Origin of the sequence: Marinobacter lacisalsi (assembly GCF_042651045.1) — a bacterium.
Classification (GTDB): domain Bacteria; phylum Pseudomonadota; class Gammaproteobacteria; order Pseudomonadales; family Oleiphilaceae; genus Marinobacter; species Marinobacter lacisalsi.
Genome location: NZ_JBHSDI010000050.1, coordinates 1 through 25,825 on the forward strand (window position 1 = coordinate 1; position 25,825 = coordinate 25,825).

27 protein-coding genes are annotated in these 25,825 nt (G+C 57.8%); 6 read left to right on the forward strand and 21 right to left on the reverse strand.

Annotated elements, in window-relative coordinates:
- Both ACFOZ5_RS13980 and ACFOZ5_RS13985 read left to right on the forward strand, forming a co-directional pair.
- Nucleotides 1-230: helix-turn-helix domain-containing protein (locus ACFOZ5_RS13980; protein ID WP_379888347.1), on the forward strand; the 230-nt coding region annotated here is incomplete at its 5' end.
- Between the two features lie 123 nt (nucleotides 231-353).
- A complete protein-coding gene (locus ACFOZ5_RS13985; RefSeq protein ID WP_379888349.1) occupies nucleotides 354-935 on the forward strand; it encodes a GspH/FimT family pseudopilin in 582 nt (193 codons plus the stop codon).
- 90 nt (nucleotides 936-1,025) lie between these two features.
- Here the strand turns inward: ACFOZ5_RS13985 and ACFOZ5_RS13990 are convergent, their stop codons facing one another.
- The 12 genes from ACFOZ5_RS13990 to murJ all read right to left on the reverse strand — a co-directional run bounded on the left by ACFOZ5_RS13990 (nucleotide 1,026) and on the right by murJ (nucleotide 15,523).
- A complete protein-coding gene (locus tag ACFOZ5_RS13990) occupies nucleotides 1,026-1,448 on the reverse strand; it encodes a type IV pilin protein (protein WP_379888352.1) in 423 nt (140 codons plus the stop codon).
- 74 nt (nucleotides 1,449-1,522) lie between these two features.
- Nucleotides 1,523-5,050 (reverse strand): pilus assembly protein, encoded by a 3,528-nt coding sequence (locus ACFOZ5_RS13995; protein WP_379888354.1) that lies wholly within the window; start codon nucleotides 5,048-5,050, stop codon nucleotides 1,523-1,525.
- Nucleotides 5,051-5,090: 40 nt separating this feature from the next.
- Nucleotides 5,091-5,570: a pilus assembly PilX family protein gene (locus ACFOZ5_RS14000; protein WP_379888356.1), complete on the reverse strand. Its 480-nt coding sequence runs from the start codon at nucleotides 5,568-5,570 to the stop codon at nucleotides 5,091-5,093.
- Nucleotides 5,567-6,646: a PilW family protein gene (locus ACFOZ5_RS14005; protein ID WP_379888359.1), complete on the reverse strand. Its 1,080-nt coding sequence runs from the start codon at nucleotides 6,644-6,646 to the stop codon at nucleotides 5,567-5,569. Before ACFOZ5_RS14005 ends, ACFOZ5_RS14000 begins: the two co-directional genes overlap by 4 nt.
- Nucleotides 6,647-6,687: 41 nt before the next feature.
- The gene (pilV, locus tag ACFOZ5_RS14010) at nucleotides 6,688-7,170 is read right to left on the reverse strand and encodes a type IV pilus modification protein PilV (protein ID WP_379888362.1); all 483 of its coding nucleotides are present in this window, start codon (nucleotides 7,168-7,170) and stop codon (nucleotides 6,688-6,690) included.
- The gene (locus ACFOZ5_RS14015) at nucleotides 7,170-7,685 is read right to left on the reverse strand and encodes a GspH/FimT family pseudopilin (RefSeq protein WP_379888364.1); all 516 of its coding nucleotides are present in this window, start codon (nucleotides 7,683-7,685) and stop codon (nucleotides 7,170-7,172) included. The genes pilV and ACFOZ5_RS14015 overlap by 1 nt, the downstream gene beginning before the upstream one ends.
- Before the next feature lie 263 nt (nucleotides 7,686-7,948).
- Nucleotides 7,949-8,899 (reverse strand): 4-hydroxy-3-methylbut-2-enyl diphosphate reductase, encoded by a 951-nt coding sequence (gene ispH / locus ACFOZ5_RS14020; protein ID WP_379888366.1) that lies wholly within the window; start codon nucleotides 8,897-8,899, stop codon nucleotides 7,949-7,951.
- A 175-nt stretch (nucleotides 8,900-9,074) separates the two neighbouring features.
- Entirely contained in the window at nucleotides 9,075-9,527 is a 453-nt protein-coding gene (fkpB, locus tag ACFOZ5_RS14025; protein WP_379888368.1) for an FKBP-type peptidyl-prolyl cis-trans isomerase, read from the reverse strand.
- A 3-nt stretch (nucleotides 9,528-9,530) separates the two neighbouring features.
- Nucleotides 9,531-10,049 (reverse strand): signal peptidase II, encoded by a 519-nt coding sequence (lspA, locus tag ACFOZ5_RS14030; RefSeq protein WP_379888370.1) that lies wholly within the window; start codon nucleotides 10,047-10,049, stop codon nucleotides 9,531-9,533.
- 17 nt (nucleotides 10,050-10,066) lie between these two features.
- Nucleotides 10,067-12,889: an isoleucine--tRNA ligase gene (ileS, locus tag ACFOZ5_RS14035; RefSeq protein ID WP_379888372.1), complete on the reverse strand. Its 2,823-nt coding sequence runs from the start codon at nucleotides 12,887-12,889 to the stop codon at nucleotides 10,067-10,069.
- Nucleotides 12,890-12,899: 10 nt separating this feature from the next.
- Entirely contained in the window at nucleotides 12,900-13,871 is a 972-nt protein-coding gene (ribF, locus tag ACFOZ5_RS14040) for a bifunctional riboflavin kinase/FAD synthetase (protein ID WP_379888374.1), read from the reverse strand.
- 74 nt (nucleotides 13,872-13,945) lie between these two features.
- A complete protein-coding gene (murJ, locus tag ACFOZ5_RS14045) occupies nucleotides 13,946-15,523 on the reverse strand; it encodes a murein biosynthesis integral membrane protein MurJ (RefSeq protein WP_379888376.1) in 1,578 nt (525 codons plus the stop codon).
- 225 nt (nucleotides 15,524-15,748) lie between these two features.
- Between murJ and rpsT the strand changes: the two genes are divergently transcribed.
- Nucleotides 15,749-16,015, forward strand: a complete 267-nt coding sequence (gene rpsT, locus ACFOZ5_RS14050; protein WP_379888378.1) for a 30S ribosomal protein S20 — start codon at nucleotides 15,749-15,751, stop codon at nucleotides 16,013-16,015.
- A 76-nt stretch (nucleotides 16,016-16,091) separates the two neighbouring features.
- Here rpsT and proB read toward each other — a convergent pair whose 3' ends face one another.
- The 4 genes from proB to rplU all read right to left on the reverse strand — a co-directional run bounded on the left by proB (nucleotide 16,092) and on the right by rplU (nucleotide 19,203).
- Nucleotides 16,092-17,216 carry a glutamate 5-kinase gene (gene proB, locus ACFOZ5_RS14055; protein WP_379888380.1) on the reverse strand — a complete coding sequence of 375 codons (1,125 nt, stop codon included), beginning with the start codon at nucleotides 17,214-17,216 and terminating at the stop codon, nucleotides 16,092-16,094.
- A gap of 33 nt (nucleotides 17,217-17,249) precedes the next feature.
- Complete coding sequence (gene cgtA / locus ACFOZ5_RS14060) at nucleotides 17,250-18,443, reverse strand: Obg family GTPase CgtA (protein WP_379888382.1); 1,194 nt, start codon at nucleotides 18,441-18,443, stop codon at nucleotides 17,250-17,252.
- A gap of 151 nt (nucleotides 18,444-18,594) precedes the next feature.
- Complete coding sequence (rpmA, locus tag ACFOZ5_RS14065; RefSeq protein WP_379888384.1) at nucleotides 18,595-18,855, reverse strand: 50S ribosomal protein L27; 261 nt, start codon at nucleotides 18,853-18,855, stop codon at nucleotides 18,595-18,597.
- Nucleotides 18,856-18,891: 36 nt separating this feature from the next.
- A complete protein-coding gene (gene rplU / locus ACFOZ5_RS14070; RefSeq protein WP_189577465.1) occupies nucleotides 18,892-19,203 on the reverse strand; it encodes a 50S ribosomal protein L21 in 312 nt (103 codons plus the stop codon).
- A gap of 232 nt (nucleotides 19,204-19,435) precedes the next feature.
- On the opposite strand from rplU, the gene ispB reads away from it, so the two are divergent.
- A complete protein-coding gene (gene ispB / locus ACFOZ5_RS14075; RefSeq protein ID WP_379888387.1) occupies nucleotides 19,436-20,404 on the forward strand; it encodes an octaprenyl diphosphate synthase in 969 nt (322 codons plus the stop codon).
- A 9-nt stretch (nucleotides 20,405-20,413) separates the two neighbouring features.
- On the opposite strand, the gene ACFOZ5_RS14080 is transcribed toward ispB, so the two are convergent.
- From ACFOZ5_RS14080 to ACFOZ5_RS14090, 3 genes are all read right to left on the reverse strand, one after another.
- Nucleotides 20,414-20,821 carry a hypothetical protein gene (locus tag ACFOZ5_RS14080; RefSeq protein WP_379888389.1) on the reverse strand — a complete coding sequence of 136 codons (408 nt, stop codon included), beginning with the start codon at nucleotides 20,819-20,821 and terminating at the stop codon, nucleotides 20,414-20,416.
- On the reverse strand, nucleotides 20,821-21,456 hold the full coding sequence (locus ACFOZ5_RS14085) for an N-acetylmuramoyl-L-alanine amidase (protein WP_379888391.1): 636 nt from the start codon (nucleotides 21,454-21,456) through the stop codon (nucleotides 20,821-20,823). The genes ACFOZ5_RS14080 and ACFOZ5_RS14085 overlap by 1 nt, the downstream gene beginning before the upstream one ends.
- Nucleotides 21,457-21,732: 276 nt before the next feature.
- Nucleotides 21,733-22,716, reverse strand: a complete 984-nt coding sequence (locus ACFOZ5_RS14090) for a glutathione S-transferase family protein (RefSeq protein ID WP_379888393.1) — start codon at nucleotides 22,714-22,716, stop codon at nucleotides 21,733-21,735.
- A 325-nt stretch (nucleotides 22,717-23,041) separates the two neighbouring features.
- Here ACFOZ5_RS14090 and ACFOZ5_RS14095 point away from each other — a divergent pair, with 325 nt between their 5' ends.
- Nucleotides 23,042-23,956, forward strand: a complete 915-nt coding sequence (locus tag ACFOZ5_RS14095; RefSeq protein ID WP_379888395.1) for a LysR substrate-binding domain-containing protein — start codon at nucleotides 23,042-23,044, stop codon at nucleotides 23,954-23,956.
- 82 nt (nucleotides 23,957-24,038) lie between these two features.
- Here the strand turns inward: ACFOZ5_RS14095 and ACFOZ5_RS14100 are convergent, their stop codons facing one another.
- Nucleotides 24,039-24,749 carry a DUF2057 family protein gene (locus ACFOZ5_RS14100; protein ID WP_379888397.1) on the reverse strand — a complete coding sequence of 237 codons (711 nt, stop codon included), beginning with the start codon at nucleotides 24,747-24,749 and terminating at the stop codon, nucleotides 24,039-24,041.
- Between the two features lie 275 nt (nucleotides 24,750-25,024).
- Here ACFOZ5_RS14100 and ACFOZ5_RS14105 point away from each other — a divergent pair, with 275 nt between their 5' ends.
- Nucleotides 25,025-25,237 carry a DUF6316 family protein gene (locus ACFOZ5_RS14105; protein WP_379888399.1) on the forward strand — a complete coding sequence of 71 codons (213 nt, stop codon included), beginning with the start codon at nucleotides 25,025-25,027 and terminating at the stop codon, nucleotides 25,235-25,237.
- A 59-nt stretch (nucleotides 25,238-25,296) separates the two neighbouring features.
- Here ACFOZ5_RS14105 and ACFOZ5_RS14110 read toward each other — a convergent pair whose 3' ends face one another.
- Complete coding sequence (locus ACFOZ5_RS14110; protein WP_379888401.1) at nucleotides 25,297-25,821, reverse strand: phosphatidylglycerophosphatase A family protein; 525 nt, start codon at nucleotides 25,819-25,821, stop codon at nucleotides 25,297-25,299.
- Nucleotides 25,822-25,825 lie beyond the last annotated feature (4 nt).

The window sequence follows — 25,825 nt, forward strand, 5'->3', positions numbered from 1 at the left end:
CCCCCATCGATCTGCCTTCTGAGTATGCCAGCGGCCCGTCAGAAAACAGCCAAACGCCGCAGGTGCCTGACGGGGAGATGGATCTGGAAGGTTATCTGGAAACCATAGAACGACAGGCGATTGAAAAGGCGCTGGAAGCTACCCGGTGGAACAAGACCGCGGCGGCAAAGAGGTTGGGGATCAGTTTTCGGGCTTTGCGGTATCGGTTGAAGAAGTTGGGGATGGAGTGATGTCAGTTGACTGACTTACACCCGGCAGAGTCAATATCCTACAGCCGGATTGCCTTCCAGACAGTAAGGTAGCTGCCGCCCAGTTGGAAGTCGGGTTACTTTCATGTCAAAGGAGGACAAGACGTGAGCTGCCGCCCCGACTATCAGACTGGCGTCACGCTGTTGGAACTCATGATTACCCTGGCCGTACTGGCGATTGTCATCGCCATCGCCGTTCCGGCGAGCGGCAAGCTGATACAGACCAATCAGTCAAAAGCGGTAACCCAGCAACTCTACCGAGCCCTTCAGTTCACACGTGCCGAGGCAATCAAGCGCGGTACAAGAGTGGTGTTGTGCCCCCTCAATCGTCAAACCGGCCGGTGCACCTCGGACTGGAACCAGTCTTTGGCCGTGTTTCCCGACACCAACCGCGATGGCACCTTGCCAGCGCCGGATGCCATTGTTCTGGAGACCCCTCCGGTGCCAGCCGGAAGCCTCCATATGAGCCCCGGCAACCGCAAGCTGATACGATTTGATGCCATTGGTTACAGTCCCGGATCCATGGGTAACCTCACCTATTGCCCGAGAGACGCAGACACCGATCCGGTCGTCATTCGGCAACTGGTCCTGACCCTTTACGGTCGTGTTCGCTGGGCCCGGGATTCCGATGGAGACAGCGTGGTGGAGAATAGCCGGGGTAATCCTGTAACATGCGCGGGGCGTTAAACTTACGAAAAAGGGCAGAAGCCTTGGCTTCTGCCCGTCCCGACTCAGATGCCGGCTACCGCAATGGGGCTTAACATGCCCAACAAGTACTTACCAACAATCCGGGCCCGCGTTCTCGCTGGACCGGTTTCCTGCCTGATCCACGCGGAGCCAGCCGCAGTCATCTCCCGCCTGCGCACCGACTGGTGAGGCCTGTAGTTCAAAAGTATCCTGGCCCACCGCCCCATTGAAACCGTAATTGTAAAAGACTCCACCGCCGCCACCTCGCGGCTGCGTGTCGAACGGCAACCCGGACGGGGTCGGACCAGGCGGGGCCTGATAGTCATAGCCGTTGGTGTAATGCCGCTCCATGAACTGAGCCAGTTCCATCAGGTCAGCCTCGGCAGTAGTCCTGCGGGTCTTTTCCACATGGTTCTGGTAGCTCGGATAGGCTATGGCGGCAAGGATGCCGACAATAGCCACCACAATCATGAGCTCTATCAGGGTAAAACCCCGGTTTTTAAACTGCACCATTACCTCAGCCTTATCACGTTCATGCTATACCGTGAATCAATTGGGTGGGTAGCACTGGGCCACCCACCATCAGGTTATCTTAACTCTTCCCAGTTCTGGCGACCGAAGCGGAGATCTTCAGCATCGCCACACAGCGGTCCGGTACATGGCGGAGTCGGATCAGGATCGTCCGGATCGTCGGGGTCAGGCTCAGGTTCAGGATCGGGCTCTTCCGGACCATCATACTCCTCAGGCACGTCCAAAATCTCTGAATCAAGGAAGAGATCCGTCCCCCTGTCCATGATAACGCTGATCCGCTCCCCACTGAGCACATTGCGCACGCCATTAACCACCTGGGAATTTGCAGCGTCACCGGCGCCGTACTCGCCGTCTCTGTTCAGGTCGAAAACAGCGTTTTCGGTCTGGCCACCCGTCAACAGGTCCAGATCCATAATATAACCCTCCTGCCCCGTGCTACAGACGTTCGTCTCTGGAATCAGAGTGCTGAAGCGAACACGAGTGACCGGATACCCGGATGGGAAGCCGGCGGGACTGACAACACGTTCGCCGGAGGAAGTGTCCAGGTCCATGTGCCAGCCCTTATCAGTGGCGCCCATAGCATTGTCAGAAATGATTCGGATATCCAGCGACTGAGTTTCCGTCGTTGCACCATTCTGCACCATATAGTTGGCGGTGCTCTGCGTTTCGATGGTCTGTGTCAGGAGATCACCCCGATCCAGTCCAGACGCCTTACCATCATCATACACCCCGTACAGACTCTGGTACTGGCTGTCATCAATATCCGTTGTCCGGAAGAAGGAGCCTGTACCAAAGACCACCACAACTTCGGTATTACTGCCCTGCGGAACATAAGCGACTTGAGGCGCAGCGGTAATGGGTTGGGCCGCGCCACTACCATCGGTGGCCTCAAACATTTTCGTTGTCTTCGGCGAGTTGGAATCGATACTAAACCGCCAGAGGTTGCCGTGCAGATCACCCGCGTAGGCACGTACGGCCATCCCCGTTGTCCTGTCCGCCATCACGACGGGGGCCGCCATTCCGTTCGGAGCAGCGGCATCCCCCTCGCCAGTGGACAACTGATTGATCAGGCTACCGTCTTCGAGATCCACCAGGAACAATGAGGACTCGTTTGACAGGGAGTTGTACCCATTGCCAAATACTGCTGCCCATTTACCACCGGCAGCATCGGACAATCTCACAATACGAGCATCGCTCACACCATAACCCAAGTCCTCGTGGGTGAACTCCCAGAGCACATCGCTGGCTGAAAACGACTCGGGATCAGTAATATCCAGAGCAAATACCGTTTTTCCTCCAACACCGGTCGTACCAACGAGAATTGTTTTCCATTGCCCGTTAATGTAAGCATCGGAAATAACCGGCGTTCCATCAACAAAGTACTTATGGTCATACTGCTGGCTCATCAGCTCGTTAACGGCAGCATAGGCGTTACCATTTTCAGGCTCCAGGAACTCACCAGGCATGTAGGCAAACAACTCCTCGCCAGTGAGCGAGTTAAAGGCGTGGAGGAAGCCATCGTTGGCACCTACATAGATGACGTCAGGACGGTCCTGGTAGCCCTGGTCGGCCCGGAAAGTAGCATAACTTGTCCCTTCCGAACCAGGCAGGCGACGGAAGCCGAAATTAGTCTTCCCAGCGTATTGGGGGTTCGAACCGATAATGTCGCCAATCAACCGAAGATAGGTGTTTGTGCTACCTTCCGGCTGGAACTCGCGATCACGGAAATTGACATTTGCGCCATTGTCACCGCGCAGCCAGTCGATACGATCAGCCCCCAGCCCATCGGCGGTGCCGTCCAGCGCTGTATTCAACGCCGTTTGCTGGGAGGCAGAAAGATCTCCCAGTGAATTAAGGGACACAGCTGCACTGCCTGTGTAAGTATATAACTTCCTGGCACCATGGCCTTTCGATTCCAATTCACGCTCGGCATCCCAGATTAGCTTGCCACGGGCACCGCCGGACAGTATTTGTGTGGCCTGAACAGCACCGCTCCAGTCTGTGCTGCGGAAACCGGCAGAATAACTCAGCGCTCCTTGACGGAACACAGCCGAACTCGCAGCAGCCGCAGTGGTTGATTGTTCAACCCGGCTGACCATATCCTGCAAGATTCCGGAAAGTGCAGTCGCCAGAGTCGTTGGATCAGATGCGTTAAAGTACCCACCACGACTATTGACGGCAGCGTGCAACAGATCGTCTATCTTGCCCTTTGGCGTACTTGTGCTGCCCCAGGGAACATTGGAGCCAGTACTAATCGCATTGAAAGCAGATTCGGGCGTTATCCCGTCTGAGCCCGTTACCCCAAAACCGACACCATAACTGACCATATGTTGCCAGAAGGCGGGGTTGCGACCGCTGGTCGGAACCTTGTTAGCGATATCATCCCGCAGGTCCCTGTTCCAGTAATGCATGGCAACGTCAGCGAGAGTTTTACCCTGATCATCGGCGAACGGATCTGTATCAGCCTTGAACTGATAGTCGGCACCATTGGGGTTGACGATGACGGGTCCATTGTGACTGTCAACGTCATTTTCGGTGGGAAGGTTACTGGGGTCACTGCCATTCCACAGGCCATCAGTCATCAGAATCGTGAAGCTCTGTCGGCATTCAAGCTTCTCTCCCGAACTGGGGTTATTCGGGTCATCAGCCCAGGCTGCGGCACTGTTTTCGTAGTATCTGCCGGCCCCTTCCAGAGCGCGTCTTAGAGGCGTACCACCGGAGGCAGAATGGGAATACAACCAATTGTAAAAGGTCTGCCTGTGGGAGTCCTCATAAGGCCTCACCCCCTGTCTGACGGCCCTTACGCTAGCACTATCACGAGTTCCGAGACCGGTGTTGATTGATCCCCAACCAAGCCGAACGGAGGGATCCAACTCGTCGAAAGCCTCGCCAATACTGGCGCGTGCGGTAAACAATCTGGTTCGATAATAGCTGTACCAATTCGCAAAATTCTGCTGTTGCTCGGCAGACTCACCGTTCACAGAGACATACCGATAACATTTGTTTTGCTCCGGATCACCTTCACAACTTGCTGCATCAGTGGCAGATGGATCATACTTATAGTAAAATCCTCCGTCCGTAAATGTATTGGAGCCTGAACCGGTGATGCCATCAAATGCATTGGTCAAGGTCACCCAAGTAACCTGAAAATCATCTGAAAGATCTTTTTTATCCGATCCGGAGTAACCATCTCTCCAGGCAGAGGTGTAACTCGAATTGGCCATTCTTCCAGTAGCGTCTGCTTTAAAAGGCGGACGGTATGTTACATCCGGATTGTAATAAATGAAGTTAACTTTAGGTGAGTAATAGTATTTGTGGCTAACATCTTCCCCAGAATTAGTTGGCGCCGCATAATGATCGTTCAAATCGTCCGGAATATACTCAAAGTTCATGGAACCCGAGTCATCAATAATAAAAACAACATTCGGCGAAACATTACCACCCAGTGAAGGAGGGAAATCCGCAATATTTATGGGCCCTGCAAGGGCAGAATTAAACGTAAATATGCCAAAAAGGCAAGCTATGAGGCCGTGCTGAAGCCTACCAACCCTCAACGCTTTCATTTTGTTGATTCGTTGTTTCATCCCGGTTCTCCTGACTGAAACCAGATTCCTGACCCTCACCTTATAGCGGCTCAGGCATGAACATTGACTGAAGGATAACGACGGCGGTATCCGTTCCCCCCACCGCGCGGGACGTTACCGCGAAACGGGAGTAGCATGGGTCACCAGCAACCGGGCTTGGGCAATAATCGGCGACCCAGCCTGTGTGATAGGCAGGTTCAGCGTTCAGCTGACCATCGCCGGTATTCAGGCCTACGCTGTTCGCCCCACCCCCATTCCAGTTGAAAGGATCAGCGATGCGAACATTGGTAAGCGCATCAAGGGCATTCGCTGCAAGCCAGTTCTCACCAACCTTCAGTGCCCTTTCACTGGCCTGGAAGGCAATATTCCTGTCCTGAAGGTTCGAAGCCATCCGCTCCTGCAATACGGTTCCCTGCATGCTGCTGATACCGATCAATGAGATAAGTAACAGCATGATTAGTGAAACAATCAGGGCACTGCCTTGCTGCCCAACGGCCAGACTGCCTTTTTGAATTTTCATTCGAGACGATTCCTCAGTCCGATGGTGGTGGATGCAACAACCCGTGCCCTTCGGTCGGCGGGACTGGTCACCTCTGTGCCCAGCAGATTGAACGTGCGGGTAATATCCTCACTGTTGGCATTGCCGCCGCTGCGAACCACGAAGGAAACACGGAGGCTCATGACTTCGGACCAATCGGTCACCTGATTCGCCGAAACATATCGATCCGCCTGGCGGATCTGGTTCTCGGACAGCCCGTACATCACCTGCATGGACTCGACACCTTCAACAAGCTCTTGGCGAGGCTCGGCGTTGCCGCCCAGTAGCTGCATGAATAGCGCTGGCTCGCCAGTGGCACCACTGATGCCAACGTAGTATGCCTTGGTGGAGAATTCCGCAATTCGTGAATCACCACCGTAGGTCGATTGAAAGCCACTGCTGGCCTGATTGCCAGGAACAAAGCCGCCCGGATTACCAGAAACACCGGCCATGGAAACTGAATCTGCAGTCGCGTTATTCGCCTTCTGGAACAACTCCCCCGAGGAGCAATTATCGTCCACCGACAGAATAATGCGCCCCTGGGCAATACCTGACGCCGAAACAGTATTGATCTGACCCGTGGAGTTGCCAGTTACCGTCGCAGGAACAGTTTCCGTCGTGTTCACAATCAGGATATCGGTTCCTGCCACAACTCTACCCACCAATTCAGCGGGAAAGTTGGAAACACCGGATCCCTCCGACCAGGAAGCCCCATCGGCGGGCGTTGCAAGACCCGCCACTAAAGCGTCTCCACTCGCCGAGCCTGCGGCTTCCCATCCCGTAATGCCGTCGCCCAGAGCGACTACCCGGGTGCCATTGAGCTTTATATCGACATCATCCGCATTCTGGAGACAGGACAGACTGCCCGCACTCCGAACATCCCGCTGCATCATGGTGCTGGCGAACCGCACCGTTTCCTGTACGTGGGCAATGCCATCTGTCAGTCGATAGCTCTGACTGGTGCCCAGGTATACCTGGGTCGCCCCCAGGGTGAGAATCACGCCCAGAAGCAATGCAATCATCAGCTCAACCAGCGAGAGGCCTGCGGCGCGGTGCATAGGGACTTCCTGTGGCTTGGTACTCATCATGGTCGCCTCTCTCACAATTCAGTCGTTACGGTCACGGGCTGGCCATCGGGATCCTGGCGCTGCCAGTCAATCGTAACCGTGGCTACCCCTGCAGCTGTTACGGCGACATTTGCTCGCCCTCGGGGCAAAGCACAAACAACCTGATTCGACCACTCGCTAATGTCGTTCTGGGCGATGGTCTGGCCATTGTTGTATGCAAAATCAGTGGCACAGTTAACGTTGTCCGGATTCACCACCAAGTTGTTGTAACTCGCCATATTGTCCCCATTGGCCCTGATTCGATCGAGCATGTCCGCGCTCAGGAGGATAGCCTGAGTCCGCTGTTCCGCCCCGTTTGTCATCTGACTGGAGACGGACTGCATGGCTGCTATGCCAAGCAGCCCTACCCCCAGAACCAGGACTGCGACCAATACCTCGATCAGCGCTATACCGGACTGCTTGGCACCTTTGCCACGCTGGAACGACTTTTCATGTGTCAGATCAGTGAACGTCATCAATTACAAGCCCCCTGCATCAGCCTTGCCCGCCCGGCGAGCGATACCTCAACCTGGCGCAATCTGTTTTCTCCGGCAACACAAGTGGGCGGCTCAAGCTGTACGCTGAAGCCCCCCGAAGCGCGGAAGCCACGTCCGTCAAAACTGACACCGGTAGCACCCCCATCGGTAATTGTTACTGCGCCGGGGGCTTCGAATTCTCTCAACAAACTATTGGCTCCTCGCGCATCAGCGCAGGTGTTCCAGTTTCCAAGAGCACCAGCCACCACACAGTAACCGTTGGCAAAACCGGCAGCACCATCCCGCTGGACAGACACCACTACCCCGCGCTTGATGGCTTCCGTTCTTGCATGATTGACTGCGCTTAGCAATGAGTTGGCCTGGGAGGTAACCCGGTTGTTTTCGATCATGGTCTGAAACGACGGCACCGCGAATGCCAGTATGATCCCCAGAATCGCGATGGTTATCAGCAACTCAATCATCGTAAAACCAGAACTTCGCTCTCTTACGTACATAGCCCACTTCCATCATGACTTACTGAAACATTAACCGGCGTCCATTGTGACATCTACCGCGTCGCGATGAGCGGCTTTTGTTGGCGGATAAGCGGTAAAGGTGGGGCTCAGGGCGTGACGGGGGTCACAGGGTCGGGATGAGGTGTGAAGCGGCGTATGGCATAGCCTGAGCTTTGGCAGGGCTGAGATCGCTAAGTCCCTCTCACATTGGCCGGCGAGAGGGACGGAGGAGCGTCCGGGAGAGTGCACCATCGGAACGCTACTTATACGTTGACGGCGTCTATGCGCAGTTCTTTCGGCATGGAGAAGACAATATTCTCTTCCCGTCCCGCAATTTCTTCTGGAGCGGTACCGCCCAACTCCTGCAGGCGTTTGATGACGTCGTTCACCAGCACTTCGGGAGCGGAGGCGCCAGCGGTGACGCCCACGGCATTTCGGCCTTCCAGCCACTGGGGGTCGATCTGGGCAGCCTCGTCAATCAGGTAGGCCGGGGTACCCATCCGCTCTGCCAGTTCCCGCAGACGGTTGGAGTTGGAGCTGTTGGGGGAGCCCACCACCAGCATCAGGTCGCAGTCGCCCGCCAGCTGTTTGACGGCGTCCTGGCGGTTCTGGGTGGCGTAGCAGATGTCGTCCTTACGGGGGCCTTCGATTTTCGGGAACTTGTCCCGCAGGGCGTCGATGACACGGGCGGTATCGTCCATGGACAGAGTGGTCTGGGTAACGTAGGACAGACGCTCGGGGTCCTTCACTTCCAGGTTGGCAACGTCCGCCTCATCTTCGACCAGATAGATGTCACCACCGTTGCCGTGATCGTACTGGCCCATGGTGCCCTCGACTTCCGGGTGGCCATGGTGGCCGATGAGGATGCATTCGCGGCCATCGCGGCTGTAACGCATCACTTCCAGATGGACCTTGGTGACCAGCGGACAGGTGGCGTCGAACACTTTCAGGCCCCGGTCGGCGGCTTCTTTCTGTACCGCCTGGGACACGCCATGGGCGCTGAAGATAACCAGGGTGTCGTCCGGCACTTCTTCCAGTTCATCCACGAAGATGGCGCCGCGATTGCGCAGGTCGTCCACCACGTATTTGTTGTGGACCACTTCGTGACGCACGTAGATGGGCGCCCCGAACACTTCCAGGGCCCGGTTTACGATTTCGATGGCTCGGTCTACCCCGGCACAGAAGCCCCGGGGATTTGCTAAGCGAATTTGCATATAAACTTTTGACCCGAAGTAAATTGTCGCGGACTCGCCAGGTCCCGGGAAGCGTTTTCCGGGACCTTCGAAAACAGGGACGTTTTCGAAGAGCCTACATGGACGTATTCACGGCGTGTCCCGGAAAACGCTTCCCGGGGCCTGGCCACCCAGTTACCGCCGGACTCTGGCCAGATCAATGCGCCGTCGAAACTGGCTCAACGTCGATGATTTCCACTTCAAACATCAGTGTACGCCCCGCCAGTGGATGATTGAAGTCCACATCGACCTGATCACCTTCCACGCGACTGACCACGCCGGGTAATTCACTCTGGCGGGCGTCGGCGAAGGAGATCATGACGCCGGGCTCGAGGACCATATCAGCGCTGAATTCGTGGCGTTTGAAGGTCTGGACGTTGCTCGGATTGTGCTGACCAAAGGCCTTCTCCGGCGGTACCTCGAAGACCTCCCGATCGCCAGCCTTGAGGCCCATCAGGTAGGCCTCGAAGTTCTCCGGCAGGTTTTCATCGCCGATTTCCAGGGTCGCCGGCTGCTTGTCGAAGGTGGAGTCAATCACCTCGCCATCCGGGAATGTCAGGGCAAAGTTAAGGGTCACCCGGGTACCCTGATCGATAGGCAGGTCAGTCATGGTTCAGTCGCTCCCATCCGCAGCCTTGTCGGCGGGCTTGCGGAAAATATCGAGGATCATCATGCCGGCACCGATGGTGATAGCGGTGTCGGCCAGGTTAAAGGCCGGGAAGTGCCAGTCCTGCCAGTAGAAATGCAGGAAATCCACCACATAGCCGTGGACGACCCGGTCGTAGACATTGCCGATAGCGCCGCCCAGGATGAGGGCGATGGCCACCGCCACCCAGGTTTCATCCCGCTTCAGCCCTTTCAGCCAGACGATCAGCACCACACTGACAACCACCGCCAGGGCGACGAAAAACCAGCGCTGCCAGCCGGCAGCCTCCGCCAGGAAACTGAACGCTGCCCCGGTGTTGTGCAGTAGCGTAAAGTTGAACAGCGGCATAACCGGTACCGGGTCGCCATAGGTCAGCATGGCCGTGGCCAGGGCCTTGGTACCCAGGTCCAGGGCGATAACCGCCACCGCCAGCCAGAGCCACTTCAGCTTGGTACCTGTCTGCTCTTGCGTCATGGCAGCGTCCATCTTTCCTGCGGCCTCCGTCAGGCGAAGGCGCGGGTTTCGCCCGGGCCTTCCAGGTTGGTGACACAGCGGCCGCACAGGTCATTGTATTTTTCGTGCTGGCCGACGTCTTCCCGGTGGTGCCAGCAACGCTCGCACTTGGCATGGGCGGCGGGCGTCACCTTCACCATCAGGCCCTCATGACCGGTCTGCTCAGCGCCGTCGGCTGCCTCGGAGACGGGCCGCACGGTGGCTTCTGAAGTGATCAGCACGAAGCGCAGCTCTTCACCCAGATGGCTCAGCTTGCCGGCCAGATCACCTTCGCAGTAAAGGGTGACTTCGGCACTCAGTGAGCCCTTGATCTCACCACGGCCCCGCGCATCCTCCAGGCATTTGTTGACCGCCTCCTTGACGCTGTAGATCTCGCGCCAGTAGTCGCGACCCAGTTCAGCGTTGTCCGGCAGCGCGGTCAGGCCTTCGTACCAGGTTTCGTAGAACACGGTATCGCCCCGCTCGCCTGGCAGGTGCTGCCAGATCTCGTCGGCGGTGAAGCTCAGGATCGGCGCAATCCAGCGCACCAGGGCTTCGGCCACATGGTACAGCGCGGTCTGGCAGGATCGACGGGCCAGGCTGTCCGCCGGCGTGGTGTACTGCCGGTCCTTGATGATATCCAGATAGAAGCCGCCCAGCGTGGCCTCGCAGAAGTTGTAGACCTTCTGATAGATCCGCAGGAAGGCGTAGTTGCCATAGTCCTCGATCAACTCATCCTGAAGCTGCAGGGCGCGGTCCACCATCCAGCGGTCCAGGGCGATCATATCGTCGGACGCGACCATATGCTCCGCCGGGTCGAACCCGGTGAGGTTGCTCAGCAGGAAGCGGGCCGTATTGCGGATGCGGCGATAGCCGTCGGCGGTCTGCTTGAGGATGTCCTTGGACACGGTCATCTCGCCGCTGTAGTCAGTGGCAGAGACCCACAGGCGCAGGATGTCGGCGCCCAGCTCGTTCATGACCTCCTGGGGCGCGATCACGTTGCCCAGGGACTTGGACATCTTGCGGCCCTTGCCGTCCACGGTGAAGCCATGGGTCAGCACCTGCCTGTAGGGCGCCACGCCATTCATGGCGATAGAGGTCTTCAGTGAGGACTGGAACCAGCCACGGTGCTGATCGGAACCTTCCAGATACAGGTCCGCCGGGAACTGTGCCAGCTCCGGTCGGGGCCGGAGGACGGATTCGTGGGTCACGCCGGAGTCGAACCACACGTCCAGGGTGTCGGTAACTTTCTCGTACCGGTCGGCATCCGGGCCCAGCAGATCCTCGATATCCAGATCGTACCAGGCATCGATACCGTCCTTCTCGATGGCCTGGGCGGCCTTCTCAATCAGCGCCTGGGTGTCGGGATGCAGCTCCTGGGTATCCCTGTTCACAAACAATGTGATGGGTACGCCCCAGGTACGCTGACGGGAGACACACCAGTCCGGGCTCTGCTCGAACATGGCCTCGATGCGATTCTGGCCCCAGGCAGGCACCCAGCGCACACCCTTGATGGCTTCCAGGGCATCCGCGCGGAGGTTTTCCTTGTCCATGCTGATAAACCACTGGGGCGTGGCCCGGTAGATCAGCGGCGTCTTGGTCCGCCAGCAGTGGGGGTAGCTGTGCTGGAACTTCTCGGAACGCACCAGCTTGCCTTCGCGCTCCAGTGCCGAGCATACAGGCTCGTCAGCCTTGTAGACGTGCACACCGGCAAACTCGCCTGCGGCTTCGGTATAGGTGCCATCAGCACGGACCAGGTTGATGGTGCCAATACCGTAGGCCTTGCCCACTTCAAAGTCTTCCATACCGTGGTCCGGGGCCGTATGGACCGCACCGGTACCGGCGTCGGTGGAGACGTGCTCACCCAGGATCACCGGCACCTGCTTGTCATAGATGGGGTGGTGCAGCTGCAGGCGTTCAAGCGCCTCGCCCTTACAGGTCGCCAGCACCTCAAACTGTTCGACACCCCAGCGGCTCATGATGCCGTCGACCATGTCGGCGGCCAGGATCATCCGCTCCGGGCCATGGCCCACATCGGTCTGTACCAGGGCATACTCCAGCTCAGCATGGAGAGACACCGCCTGGTTCGCCGGGATGGTCCAGGGTGTGGTGGTCCAGATCACCACGGACACATCGCCCTCTCCGCTGCCGGCTCCAAACGCAGACAGCGCCTTATCCTGGTCCACGACGGTAAAGCGCACGTCGATCTGGGTGGAGGTTTTGTCCTGGTACTCGACTTCCGCCTCGGCCAGCGCGGACTGACCGACCACGCTCCAGTAGACCGGCTTGAAGCCACGAACCAGATGCCCCTTGGCAACGATTTTGCCCAGCGCACGCACGATGCCCGCTTCCACCTTCGGGTCCATGGTCAGGTAAGGCTTGTCCCACTCACCCATGACACCCAGGCGGATAAAGTCGGCCTTCTGGCCCTCTATCTGTTTGGTGGCATAGTCACGGCAGGCCTGGCGGAAAGTCTTGTAGTCCACCTTGACCCCGGCCTTGCCGATTTCCTGCTCCACCTTGTGCTCGATGGGCAGGCCATGACAGTCCCAGCCCGGCACATAGGGCGCATCGTAGCCCATAAAGCTGCGGGACTTGACGATCATGTCCTTGAGAATCTTGTTGACCGCGTGACCGATATGAATGCTGCCGTTGGCGTAGGGAGGGCCATCGTGAAGGATGAACTTGTCACGGCCTTCACGCTGCTGGCGCAGGGTGCCGTACACATCCAGGTCCTGCCAGCGCTTGAGCATGTCCGGCTCGCGTTTGGCCAGGTTACCGCGCATGGGGAAGGCGGTTTCAGGCAGATTCAGCGTGTGCTTGTAGTCGCTCATAATCTCTCGGTCAGTGTTGGTTGGCGACCGTGCCGTGGTCGGCGATCCACGCCCGGGCGTCGTCGAAGTCCCGGGCGATCTGGTCTTTGAGTTTGTCAATGGAATCAAACTTGATCTCGTCCCGCAGCGGGTGGCGGAACGTAACCGCAATGCGCTGGCCATAAAGTGTGCCAGCAAAGTCCAGCAGGTGCACTTCCAGGGACGGGTGACGCCCGTCCACCGTGGGCCTCAGGCCGATGTTGGCGACACCATTGCGATGACTGCCGTCCGGCAGCTCCACATCCACCACGTACACGCCCCGCAACGGGGCCAGTCGGTCCAGGCGGATATTGACGGTAGGCGCGCCGATGGTGCGGCCCAGTTGCCGGCCGTAGACCACCCGGCCACGGATGGTATAAGGGTGCCCCAGCAGGCGGCCCGCCAGTTCCAGCTCGTTGTTCTGCAGGGCATGGCGAATGCGGGTACTGCTGACCCGGTCACCATCGATGGTCACGGTGAGGGTGTTTTCAACGGAGAAGCCTCGCTCCTCACCCACCTGCCGCAGCAATCGGAAATCGCCGGCACGGTCACAGCCGAAACGGAAATCATCCCCCACCACCAGGTGGCGCACCTTCAGGCCGTCAATCAATACGTCCTCGATAAACCCCATGCCGGAATAGCTGCGGAAGTTCTCGTCAAACTTCAGGCACAGCACATAGTCCACACCATGGGACAGGATCGCTTCGAATTTCTGGCGGAAACCGGTGAGCCGGGGCGGAGCCTCATCCCCCTGGAAAAACTCCCGGGGCTGGGGCTCGAACACCATGACCACCGAGGGTACGCCGAGTTCGGCGGCCTTATCCTTGACCTGGTCAAGAATGGTCTGGTGGCCGAGATGCACGCCATCAAAATTGCCCACGGTAGCGACACAGCCCCGGGACAGGAAGGAATCCTCCTGCCTTGACAGCAGCTTGAGGTTGGTCAGCCCCCGAATCAGACGCATGCGTACTGCAAATCCTCTGTTATCAGCTTGCCAGCGAACAGTGGATCGCTGGTGGGAAAACGCGCGATTATAACCTATCGACGGACGAAATGTCTTATCCGTACGCCTGACAGAGCCAGCGCCAGAAAGTAGGCTCCCCCGCCCACGACCACCAGTATGGCCATATCGGTGGCGCGGTCCGTTGCGCCGGCGGCCAGCCATGCCGGAACCGGCTCCTTGAGCAGCAGAATAACCCCCGCCAGCACCAGGTTGGCGACCAGCAGTTGCACCATAAACCGGACGGCCCCGGGCTGGGATTTCCACGCCCCCTCCTTTGACAGCCCCCGCCATAACAGGAGTGCGTTCAGCCACGCAGAAAGCGAGGTAGCCAGGGCCAGCCCTGCATGGGCAAGGGGTATAATCAGCGCCAGATTGAACACCATGTTGGCCACCATGGCGAATATACCGATTTTTACCGGGGTGACGGTGTCTTCCCGGGCAAAGAAGCCCGGCGCCAGAACCTTGATCAGCATGAACGCCAGCAACCCCAGCGAATAGGCACGCAGGCTTTGCGCGGACATCATCACATCCCGGTCTGTCACCTCGCCGTAGTGGAACAGGGTGGCAATCAGCGGTTCCGCCAGCATCACCAGCGCGACGGCGGCCGGCAGCCCAATCAGCAGCACGGCCCGCACCGCCCAGTCCACCGTGGCGGCGAAATCATCCCGCGACTGCGCCGCATGCTTGCGGGACAGGTTGGGCAGAATCACCGTACCGATGGCAATGCCGAACACCCCCAGGGGCAGCTCCGAAAGCCGGTCGGAGTAATACAGCCAGGATACACTGCCGGTTTGCAGGAACGAGGCCAGCACCGTATCCAGCAACAGATTGATCTGGCTGACGGACACCCCGAACAGCGCCGGCGCCATCAGTTTGAGGATCCGCTTGACCCCTTCATGGCGATAGTCCACCCGGGGCCGCGGCATCAGTCCGAGGCGCATCAGGAATGGCAGCTGGAAAAACAGCTGCAGTGCACCCGCAATGAACACTCCCCAGGCCAGTGCCATCACCGGTTCCGCCATCAATGGCGTCATAAAGATGGCCGCGCCGATCATGGACAGGTTGAGGATTACGGGCGTGAAAGCCGGCACCGCAAAGCGGTCATAACTGTTGAGAATGGCGCCGGCAAACGCGGTCAGGGAAATCAGCAACAAATAGGGAAAGGTAATGCGCAGCATATCGCTGGCCAGGCCGAACTTGACCGCATCATCGGTAAAACCCGGTGCGAAAACCGCAGTCAGCACCGGCGACCCCGCCATGGCCACCAGGGTAACCGCCAGCAATACCAGACCGAGAGAACCGGCCACGGCATTGACCAGTCCTCGCACCTCACTGACATCGCTCTTTTGGCGGTAGGCAGACAACACCGGCACAAAAGCCTGGGAGAAGGCCCCCTCGGCAAACAGACGACGCAGGAAGTTGGGAATCTTGAAGGCGACAAAAAAAGCGTCCGCGGCTTCACCGGCACCGAAATAGCGTGCGATCACCATATCCCGAACCAGCCCCAGCACCCGGGAAATCATGGTCATCACACCCACCACACCGGACGAACGCAGCAAACCCGGGGCTTTCGGGGGTTGAGACGGGGCTTCCTGGGTTTCCGACTGACTCATTCGGACCGCTTCCTGTGGTGGAGGTGGCGGGAGTTTATCACAGGCTTCCCGGTGCTCGTGAAACCTCCCGCCCACTTGACATTGGCGGCGTCCGGAGGCATGATTCCGCGTCATTTATTTTGACGCGTCGAATGCAGTGGGCGCGGCGACGATTGTCGGGGCGGCTTCGGTGAAGACGCTCCCAGCGAATCCAGATTTTCATTCAGATTTTTCAGGAGTTACACGGTGGCAAATACCCCGCAAGCCAAGAAGCGCGCACGTCAGAACGAGAAGAACCGCAAGCACAATGCCAGCCTGCGGTCCATGGCGCGCACTTACATGAAGAAGGTCCAGGCCAAGATCGATGCCGGCAACCATGACGAAGCCCAGAAGGCCTTCCAGGAAGCCCAGCCGATCATGGACAGCATGGTCAACAAGGGCATCTTCGCCAAGAACAAGGTTGCTCGTCAGAAGAGCCGCCTGAGCGCCAAGATCAAGGCCCTGAAAGCCTGATCCAGTCAGTCTGGCGACACAAAAAACCCCGCTCTCGAGCGGGGTTTTTTATTATTCGAAAACCAGTCCGGGCCGGTCAGACCAACACCATATTGTCCCGGTGGATCATTTCCTCATCGGACACATAGCCCAGCACATCCGCAATCCGGTCGCTGGAACGCCCTGCAATCGCACGCGCCTCATCCGAATCGTAATTGATCAGCCCACGAGCCACCTCGCGACCATCCCCGTCCACGCAGGACACCATTTCACCACGACGAAACTGGCCAGCCACACCCTTCACGCCGACCGGTAAAAGACTTCGCCCACCCCGACACAGAACCTGGACAGCACCATCATCAATCGTTACCCGCCCCCGGGTCTGCAGGTGACTGGCGAGCCACTGCTTGCGGGCCGCGATACGACCCTGCTCCGGCAACAGCAGGGTACCGATCTGCTCCCCTTCCCGGAGCCGGCTGATTGCCTGCTCAAGACGGCCACCCACGATCACCGTGAAGGCGCCAGACCGGGCCGCCAGCCGGGCCGCCCTGAGCTTGGTCTGCATACCGCCACGACCCAGCGCACCGGCACCACCGCCGGCCATGATATCCAGCGCCGGATCGCCGGCGCGGCGCTCCGCAACCAGCCTGGCATCGGGGTGTTTGCGGGGATCCTTGTCGAAAAGGCCATCCTGATCGGTGAGGATGATCAGGCCGTCCGCCTCAATCAGATTGGCCACCAAAGCACCCAGGGTATCATTGTCGCCAAAGCGGATTTCGTCGGTTACCACGGTGTCGTTTTCGTTGACAATGGGGATAACACCGAAGTCGAGCAGCGTGCGCAGGGTACTGCGGGCATTCAGGTACCGCTTACGGTCCGACAGATCGTCATGGGTCAGCAGGATCTGCGCTGCATTACGATCATGACGGCGGAACTGGGCCTCCCAGGTCTGCACCAGCCCCATCTGCCCCACCGCCGCAGCAGCCTGAAGTTCGTGCAAGTGCTCCGGTCGCTGACTCCAGCCAAGCCGGGTCATGCCCTCGGCGACCGAGCCGGAGGAAACCACCACCACCTCGACACCGTCGCGGATCAGGTCGGCAATCTGATCAACCCATTGCGCCAGCGCAGGCACATCCAGCCCCCGACCATCGTTGGTCAGGAGCGCACTGCCAATCTTGATTACCAGGCGCCTGGCCCGGCGCACCTGCACACGTTCACTCATGGTTACTGGGTTTTTCCTGGTGTCCCGTTCGGTTTATTCCGGAGCGTAGACGACCTCGACGTCGTAGTCGTCATCGTCAAAGTCGTCATCATCGTCACTTTCCCGGGCAGCGCGTCGGGCAGCCTTTTCTTCCTCTATGCCCTGCCGCGCTTCTTCGTCCATCTGCTTGCGGCGCTCGGCCTCTTCCTCGGCCAGCTCGGGGTTATCCGCCTCTTCCCGGGCACGCTCTTCAATCCAGCGCATGACGGCCTGGGACAGATCCTTCGTGCCCTCACCACTGATGGCGGAGATGCGGAATACCGGACCCTGCCACTCCAGCTCATCGATAATGGCCTGACAATGAGCTTCACGCTCATCCTCCGCCACCATGTCCACCTTGTTCAGCACCAGCCAGCGGTCGCGATTGGCCAGGGTTTCGCTGAATTTTTCCAACTCATGCTCGATGGCCCGCACTGCATCCGCCGGCGACGAACCATCGTAAGGCGCCACATCCACCAGATGCAGCAGCAAGCGAGTGCGCACCAGATGCTTCAGGAAGCGAATGCCCAGCCCGGCACCCTCAGCAGCCCCCTCGATCAGACCGGGGATGTCGGCGATCACAAAGCTCTGATGCTCCTGTACCTTGACCACGCCCAGATTGGGCACCAGCGTCGTGAACGGGTAGTCCGCCACCTTGGGCTTGGCCGCCGATACGGAGCGGATAAAGGTGGACTTGCCGGCATTGGGCATACCCAGCAGGCCCACATCCGCCAGCACTTTCAGCTCAAGACGCAGGTTGCGGAGTTCACCTTCAGAGCCGTTGGTTGTCTTGCGCGGTGCCCGGTTGACCGAGGATTTGAAACGGGTATTGCCCAGACCGTGGAACCCGCCCTGAGCCACCTTCAGGCGCTGACCGGCGTATGTCAGGTCGCCGAGCACCTCGTGGGTGTCCATATCGACCACGGTGGTACCCACCGGCACCGGCAGCACCAGTTCATCACCCTTGATGCCCGTGCAGTTGCGCCCCGACCCCGGCTGACCGTTCTGCGCCTTGTGCTTGCGCTGGAAGCGGTAGTCGATCAGCGTGTTGAGCGACTCGTCCGCTTCAAGATAGACCGAGCCGCCATCGCCCCCGTCACCACCATCCGGGCCACCCTTGGGCACGTATTTTTCGCGCCGGAAACTCAGACAGCCATGCCCGCCCTTGCCGGCCTCGACGATAATGGTGGCTTCATCTACAAATTTCATGGTTCAACCTATTGCGCCCTGCGCATAAACGAAAAAACCCCGCAGGCCCTGGCTTCCGCCGGCCTGTTACCGGGCAGAAAACCTCAAAGCTATGCGGGGTTTTTGCCGGCCCTGTTATCGAATGATATCAGAGCCGGGCATCACCGCGGACTTACGCCGCTGGAACGATGCTGACGAACTTACGGCCCTGGGGACCCTTGGTCTCGAACTTGACCTGACCATTTGCGGTTGCAAACAGGGTGTGGTCCTTGCCCAGACTTACGTTGTCACCAGCATGAAAACGAGTGCCACGCTGACGAACAATGATGCTGCCTGCAGGGACAGTCTCACCGCCGAAGCGCTTGACACCAAGTCGTTTCGACTCGGAATCGCGACCGTTACGGGTACTACCTGCTGCTTTTTTATGAGCCATTACAAGCCTCCTTATCTAAGGGGTTACTCGAGGGTCTCAGCCCTGGATACCCGTGATCTTGACTTCAGTAAACCACTGACGGTGGCCCTGACGCTTCATGGAATGCTTCCGACGACGGAACTTGATGATCTGGATCTTGTCGTGACGACCGTGGTCAACCACCTCTGCGGTTACCTTGGCACCATCCACAACCGGCGCGCCCACCTTGATGTCGTCGCCATTGCCGACCAGCAGGACACGATCGAACTCGATAGTGCCACCAGTTTCAACTTCCAGCTTTTCCAGCTTGAGTGTTTCGCCTTCCTTTACACGGTGCTGCTTGCCACCACTAACAATAACTGCGTACATAAGTACCTTCTCCGCGATTGACCCATCCCTGCTCTTATCCACCTGGTTCTAAGGGAGGCGCTCTGGCGACCCTATAGCAGGGAGCGCAGGTTGGGATGAGTTAAGGCGCGTGATTGTACGAAAACCACTGACTGAACACAAGTCAAGTTGACACTGATAGCGGCAATACCTAGCATTGCCGCGACCTGCCTGTTTTATCAGACAAATCACTATCAGGGGACCGGACAGCCGCATGACTGCCCAGCGCATACACGACACCGTCGCGGACGACTTCGCCCGCGTCAATGACCTGATCATCAAGCGGCTTTCCTCAGATGTTCCCCTGGTGGAGAAGATCGCCCAGTACATCATCGAAAGCGGCGGTAAGCGCCTGAGGCCGTTACTGGTTTTGCTTTCCAGCCGAGCCCTCGACTACGATCAGAATGGGCACCTGAAGCTGGCCGCGGTCATCGAGTTCCTTCATACCGCCACGCTACTGCACGACGATGTGGTGGACACCTCAGACATGCGACGGGGTCGCAGCACCGCCAATGCCCGCTGGGGCAATGCGCCCAGTGTTCTGGTAGGGGATTTCCTCTATGCCAGGGCGTTCGAGATGATGGTGGAGCTGAAGAGCCTGCCTATTATGGAGGTGCTGTCCCACGCAACCGCCGTCATCGCCGAGGGCGAGGTTCTTCAGCTGATGAATGTAAAGAACCCGGATGTGAGCGAAGACAAGTACATGGAGGTCATCCACAACAAGACCGCCATGCTGTTCGAGGCAGCCTCCCACACTGGCGCTCTGCTGGCGGGAGCGGATGAGAAACAGGAAAAGGCCCTCAAGGACTACGGCAAACATCTGGGCCTGGCCTTCCAACTGGTGGACGACGCCCTGGATTACACCGGGGACGCCCAGGCCATGGGCAAGAATGTGGGCGACGACCTTGCCGAAGGCAAACCCACCCTGCCGCTGATCCATGCCATGGCCAACAGCAGCGAGGATGACCGGCAGCTGATCCGCAACGCCATCCGCAAGGGAGGCCTGGACGACCTTCCCCGCATCCTGACCATCGTTAACGACTCAGGTGCCCTTGAATACACCCTGAAAAAAGCCCGGGAGCAGGCACAACTGGCAAAGGCTTGCGCAGAGCAGCTGCCTGCTTCGGAGCACACCACTGCCCTGAGTCAGCTGGCTGATCTGGCGGTCGAGCGGGTCTCCTGAATACCTGCTTCAGCTCTCGCCCGGCGACGCCTCCCAAGTGCAATACTCGTATCCGCTCCCACAACAATTCTCACCACAGGCGAGAATACGTCCGTCATCAAGATACATAATGCCGCCGTAGTCGAACACGAATGTCGAAATCTCGCCATTCATGCTGATCTTTCCGGTAACGGAACACCCAACCACCGAAAAGTGGTCATGAATGGTTCGCTGTGATTCGAAATCGGCAGTTTGCAAAAAACGAGCGAGATCCACCTGGTCCACAAGCTCACAACCATAGCCGTTTTCGTCTCTCACCTCATCAGACATTTCGGCAACGGAAAACGACCTTTTTCCATGTTGTTGAGATGAGCTTTGTTGGGTGTTTACGCATGCCGACATAGCAAGAGCAACCACCAAAACAAGCATTGCCTTCATCAGCCCGCCCTCTCAACCAGATACGCATCCAACGAAGCCTTTCCTTCCGACGGCTCTTTGTGGGCGATATCACCATGAGCGTAGATGTCCGTCAGACTTAGCGAATAAGACCGAATAAGCTCGTCTACCAACCAGAACAGAGACTTCTGCTGCTCTGCACTCGGCAATTCATAGATTTTTTTCTCAGCGGACATGACGCCAACAATCTCAATACCCAAAGAGTCGTGATTGTGAGGAAAGCGCTCTGGGTAACCTTTACCCAGCTCATGTCGGGTCACCAAGCGAAACTTCTCACCCCAGCTGGCATTTTCCCGGTGAAGCAACTGCTCAATAACCGAAGCATCCTCCTGAGAACAGCTAGAAGCTTTCCGACACCGCGAGTAAAGCTGACCAACATGCCAACATTGTTTCTTGAGGCTGGCAGATTGATAGATGGTTCCATCTTCTGCAATTAAAAAGTGTGTGCCTGATTTCTTGGTCTTCCAAGCGTTCAAAACCGACTGAGCATTAGCTGTCGCGGTTCTGTGAAGCACTACAGCGGAGACTTGAGCGATTGGGGAATGCTCAATGGCGGGACGATGCTCTTGCCTGACTTTACTATGAGTTACCCAACCGTCGTTATTTACCGGTAACATACCTTCTCCTTGTAGTTTTCATCCATATATTCGCGATCGCAAGACGCCGATAAGCGGCCTCTTTAATACCTGGCATTCACTCGACTCAGGCGCATCAATCGAACCATTTTAACCACCAAAAATCCTGAACTGCATCACAAAACAACTCCCCACGGAAAAGCCAGAGCGACACCTGAAAAATGTCCGCAAAGCATTAGTAATGCTTGACTATATGTCGTGCAAAAAATCCGCCGGCAGCCCCCGCACTAGCCCACCAGGAAAGTTGGACGGGAAGCACTAAAGCGATGCGCGCTCATGAAGCCCATCAAAATCCAGTTCAGGCCCGACCGGTACGATCTGCGTCGGGTTGATGGTCCGTTGGCTGACATAGTAATGACGCTTGATCTGCTCGATATCGACGGTGTCTGACACCCCCCTGACCTGGTAGAGATCCTTCACATAGCCGGACAGGTTGGGGTAATCGCCGATGCGCTGTCGATTGCATTTGAAGTGGCTGAAGCACACCGCATCGAACCGGATCAGCGTGGTAAACAGGCGCCAATCCGCTTCCGTAGGCTGGTCGCCCACCAGGTAACGCTGATGGGCCAACCGCTCGTCCAGCCAGTCCAGGGAGTCGAAAAGTGCGCCATAGGCCTCCTCATACTTGTCCTGGGCAGTCGCGAACCCGGCCTTGTAAACGCCATTGTTGACCGTGTGATAGACCCGTTCATTGACCCTGTCGATCTCGCTCTGCAATGACTCGGGGTAGAAATCCAGGTCATGCCGTACGCCCGGTAACTCGTCAAACGCCGAATTGAACATGCGGATGATATCAGCGGATTCGTTGCTGACGATGGTTTCCCTCTGCCGGTCCCAGAGTGTGGGCACGGTAACGCGCCCGGTATAGTCCGGTGCCGCGCGGATGTATAGCTCGTAAAGGAAGCGGGCATCATGCAGGTGGTCCCGGTGAGCTCCATCATCCGGCCGGAATTCCCAGCCGTTCTCCACCATATCCGGATGAACCACTGACACTGGAATGCGAGACTCCAACCCCTTCAGCTTACGGAATATCAGGGTTCGGTGAGCCCAGGGACAGGCCATGGACACATACAGGTGGTAACGCCCGGATTCGGCCTTGAATCCGCCCTCTCCTGCTGGCCCGGGTGAGCCGTCGGCGGTGACCCAGTTACGAAAGCGCGCTGCCTCCCGCTCAAACTTGCCGCCGGTTTTATCCGTGTCATACCAGTGATCGTGCCATTTGCCATCTACCAGCAATCCCATTTTTACCCCCCAAGGTGTTAGCCACGGAATCCACGGAAGAACACGAAAAAACAAAGAAAAGCAAAACGATAAAGACCATGTCGGCCACGAAATCCACTAAACCCACGAAATAAAACCAGCAAGTCAACGTTTTATAGAAAGCTCCGGGCCTGTCGTTTCGTGGATTTAGTGGATTTCGTGGCTAAAATCCTTTCATTCTTTTTCTTTCCGTGTTTTCCGTGGATTCCGTGGCGAAAAAGTCACTAATCAATAGCAGACAGCTTAGCCACCGCCCTGCTACGCTCCAAGCAATCAATTCTGGCCATCACCTTCAGATAATTCGAACATGCATACAGCCATCACTATCGACGCCCTGAAAGTACTCAATGCCATCGACCGAAAGGGCAGCTTCGCTGGCGCCGCCAGCGAACTATTCCGCGTACCATCGGCAATCAGCTACACGGTTCAGAAGCTGGAAGAAGACCTGGACGTAGCTGTTTTTGACCGAAGCGGTCACCGGGCCACATTGACGCCTGCCGGCCGGTACCTGCTCAACGAAGGCCGCTCACTGCTGGAAGCCACAGAAGCCCTCGCCCATACCACGCGACAGGTCGCCCAGGGATGGGAGACGCGGATCAGGATCGGATTCAATTCATTGTTGCCCGCCGAGCTCATGTTCCCGGCCATTCGCGAATTCTACGACCTGGGGATTCCGGTCGAGGTGCAGTTGATGGAAGAAGTGTTCACAGGCACCTGGGATGCCCTGCAAAGCCGGCGCGTTGATCTGGCCATCGGCGCCGATCAGCTAAGCCGACCTGCAGGCGACTTTTCCACCCGTAGTCTCGGCAAGGTGCCATTTGTGTTTGCCGTGGCTGCTGGTCACCCTCTGGCCAGCGCTGACCAACCTTTGACGGAGCATGACATCTCACAATATCCAGCCGCCGTGGCAGCCGATAGCTCCCGCTCACTACCGCCAGGCAGCGCCGGGATTTTTCGACGCCAGCAGACCGTTACGGTGACCAATGTTGATCAGAAGATTGCGTTACAGGAAGCCGGACTTGGCGTGGGCTGGTTGCCACGGTACCGAATCCAGCGGCAACTGAAAGAGGGTTTGCTGGTAGAGAAATCCGTGGATCTTCCCCGGGACCCCATTGCGGTCCATATCGCCCGCCGCAGCGAGGATCAGGGCAAAGCCCTGCAGTGGTTCTGGGAGAGGCTCAGCCAGCCCGAACTTTACCGGGGCTGGCTGGATATGGAATGAAACGCCCCCGGGAGGCTGCTCGGTAGAAATCGCGCCAGGCGATAGCAGCGGGAAGACTTTCTGCCGCGCAGACTCCCAAGCTTCAGTCGAAGGCCCAGCGCAGGAACTCGCGCTTTTCATCGCCGCTGGCCCGCTCCCACAGAACTTTAAGAGCGTCCAGTGTATTCACACGATTCGTTCCCTGACCCTGGTAATCCGCCCTGGGTTGCCCGGCAACGACAGCAGCCCCGCTGCCCGGTGGCGTTGCAGACTGCTGACCAGCGACCTGCTGCTCGGGATAGCCCTCGAACGGCTCTGAGCGGGCAACCACAGTACCATCGTCGGTTACCAGTTCTGCACTGAAATTGGCCGCAAACTGCTCCGCCTCGCGACGGGATGTGACCTTGGGAACATCAAAGCGATACATCTCACCCGGCCGGGTTTCGATGACGAATTGCTGCGGCGCACTCTCTACGACGTGCACCGCAGACTCCCCATCTCGAATCACGCCGCTCTTGGCCCAGATAGTCTTGTGGGTGAAAACAACGATATTCGTACCCGGCAACAACTCGTAATCGATGGCAAGATCGTCCATCAGGAAGTTGCCAACCTTACGCCCATTGACTTCACGCAGCTTGACCGAAGAGGGCACCTTGAGTACCGCCACGTCACCGGAAGCTTCACCTTCCCAGGTCTGAACCCGCGACATGCTGGTGCTGCTACAACCTGATACCACAACAATCGCCAGCGCCGAAACAAGCACCTTCAGCCAGGTGAGCCCGCTATGCGGAACCTTGATAAACCTTGCAACCATTCGGTCATTCTCCATGAATAGCATTGAACTTGTATTAAGGGACATCAGCGCCCCTTGAGCAATGGGGGCATTCTGACCACAGACCTGTTCCGGCGCAAGTCCGTGATCCGGAAGCATTCCATCATTGAATTGTAAAAAAGTGTTGAATTTGGCAGAAATTGGTTTATTTTTGTGCAATACGCCCTGAGTTTTCTGCTTGCACGGGTTACCAGCATCTCGTTGCGATCAGGGTCCAGGCGCAGTCACATTCCACAGGCAGGTAGTAGGAGGCTACGATGGACACCAACATCCGAGCGGGCGAGGCCGCCCCGATACCATTTCGCTGCAGCCGCTACTTCTGCGTGGGAGGAAAATGGTATTTTACCACGCGGGAAGGATTTGACAGTGGCCCGTTCGCCACAAGGGAACGCGCTGAAATCGGCCTCAAACGCTTTCTCCACGTCATCAGTATGTTGCCCCACGAATCCCGGGAAATGCGGGTCCACTGACTTGTGCCTACGCGGACCCGCGGAACGCAGGGATGCGTCTTCAGGTGCTGCTGGCGATCTCATAGGAGGCCCGGCATCAGCCACAGTTCTGCGGCCCAGATGACACCCAAAGCAATTATCGCCGCCAGGACATCGTCAATCATAATGCCCAGGCCGCCCGGTGTGTGCTCGTCAACCCAGTTGATGGGCCACGGTTTCCATACATCGAAAAGCCGGAAAGCCACGAAACAGAGTAATACCCCGTAGTAGGTCTGGGGAAAGAAGCCCAGAACCACCCACATGCCCACGAACTCATCCCATACGATCCCGCCATGGTCATGGACCTTGAGGGACTTCGCGGTTTGACCACACAACCAGACCCCGGCCAGCAGGGCCATCAGCACAATCGCCCAATAGGCGACTTCGGGGAGCAATGACAATGGATACCACAAGGGGATCGCCGCCAGACTGCCCCAGGTGCCCGGCGCACGCGACACAGCCCCGCTACCAAAGCCGAACGCCAGCAGGTGAACGGGATGACGAAGAAACCGCGGTGGCAGTATCAGCAGCGGGTCGTCATCTGCCTCTTGCTGATAGTCGGTCATGATC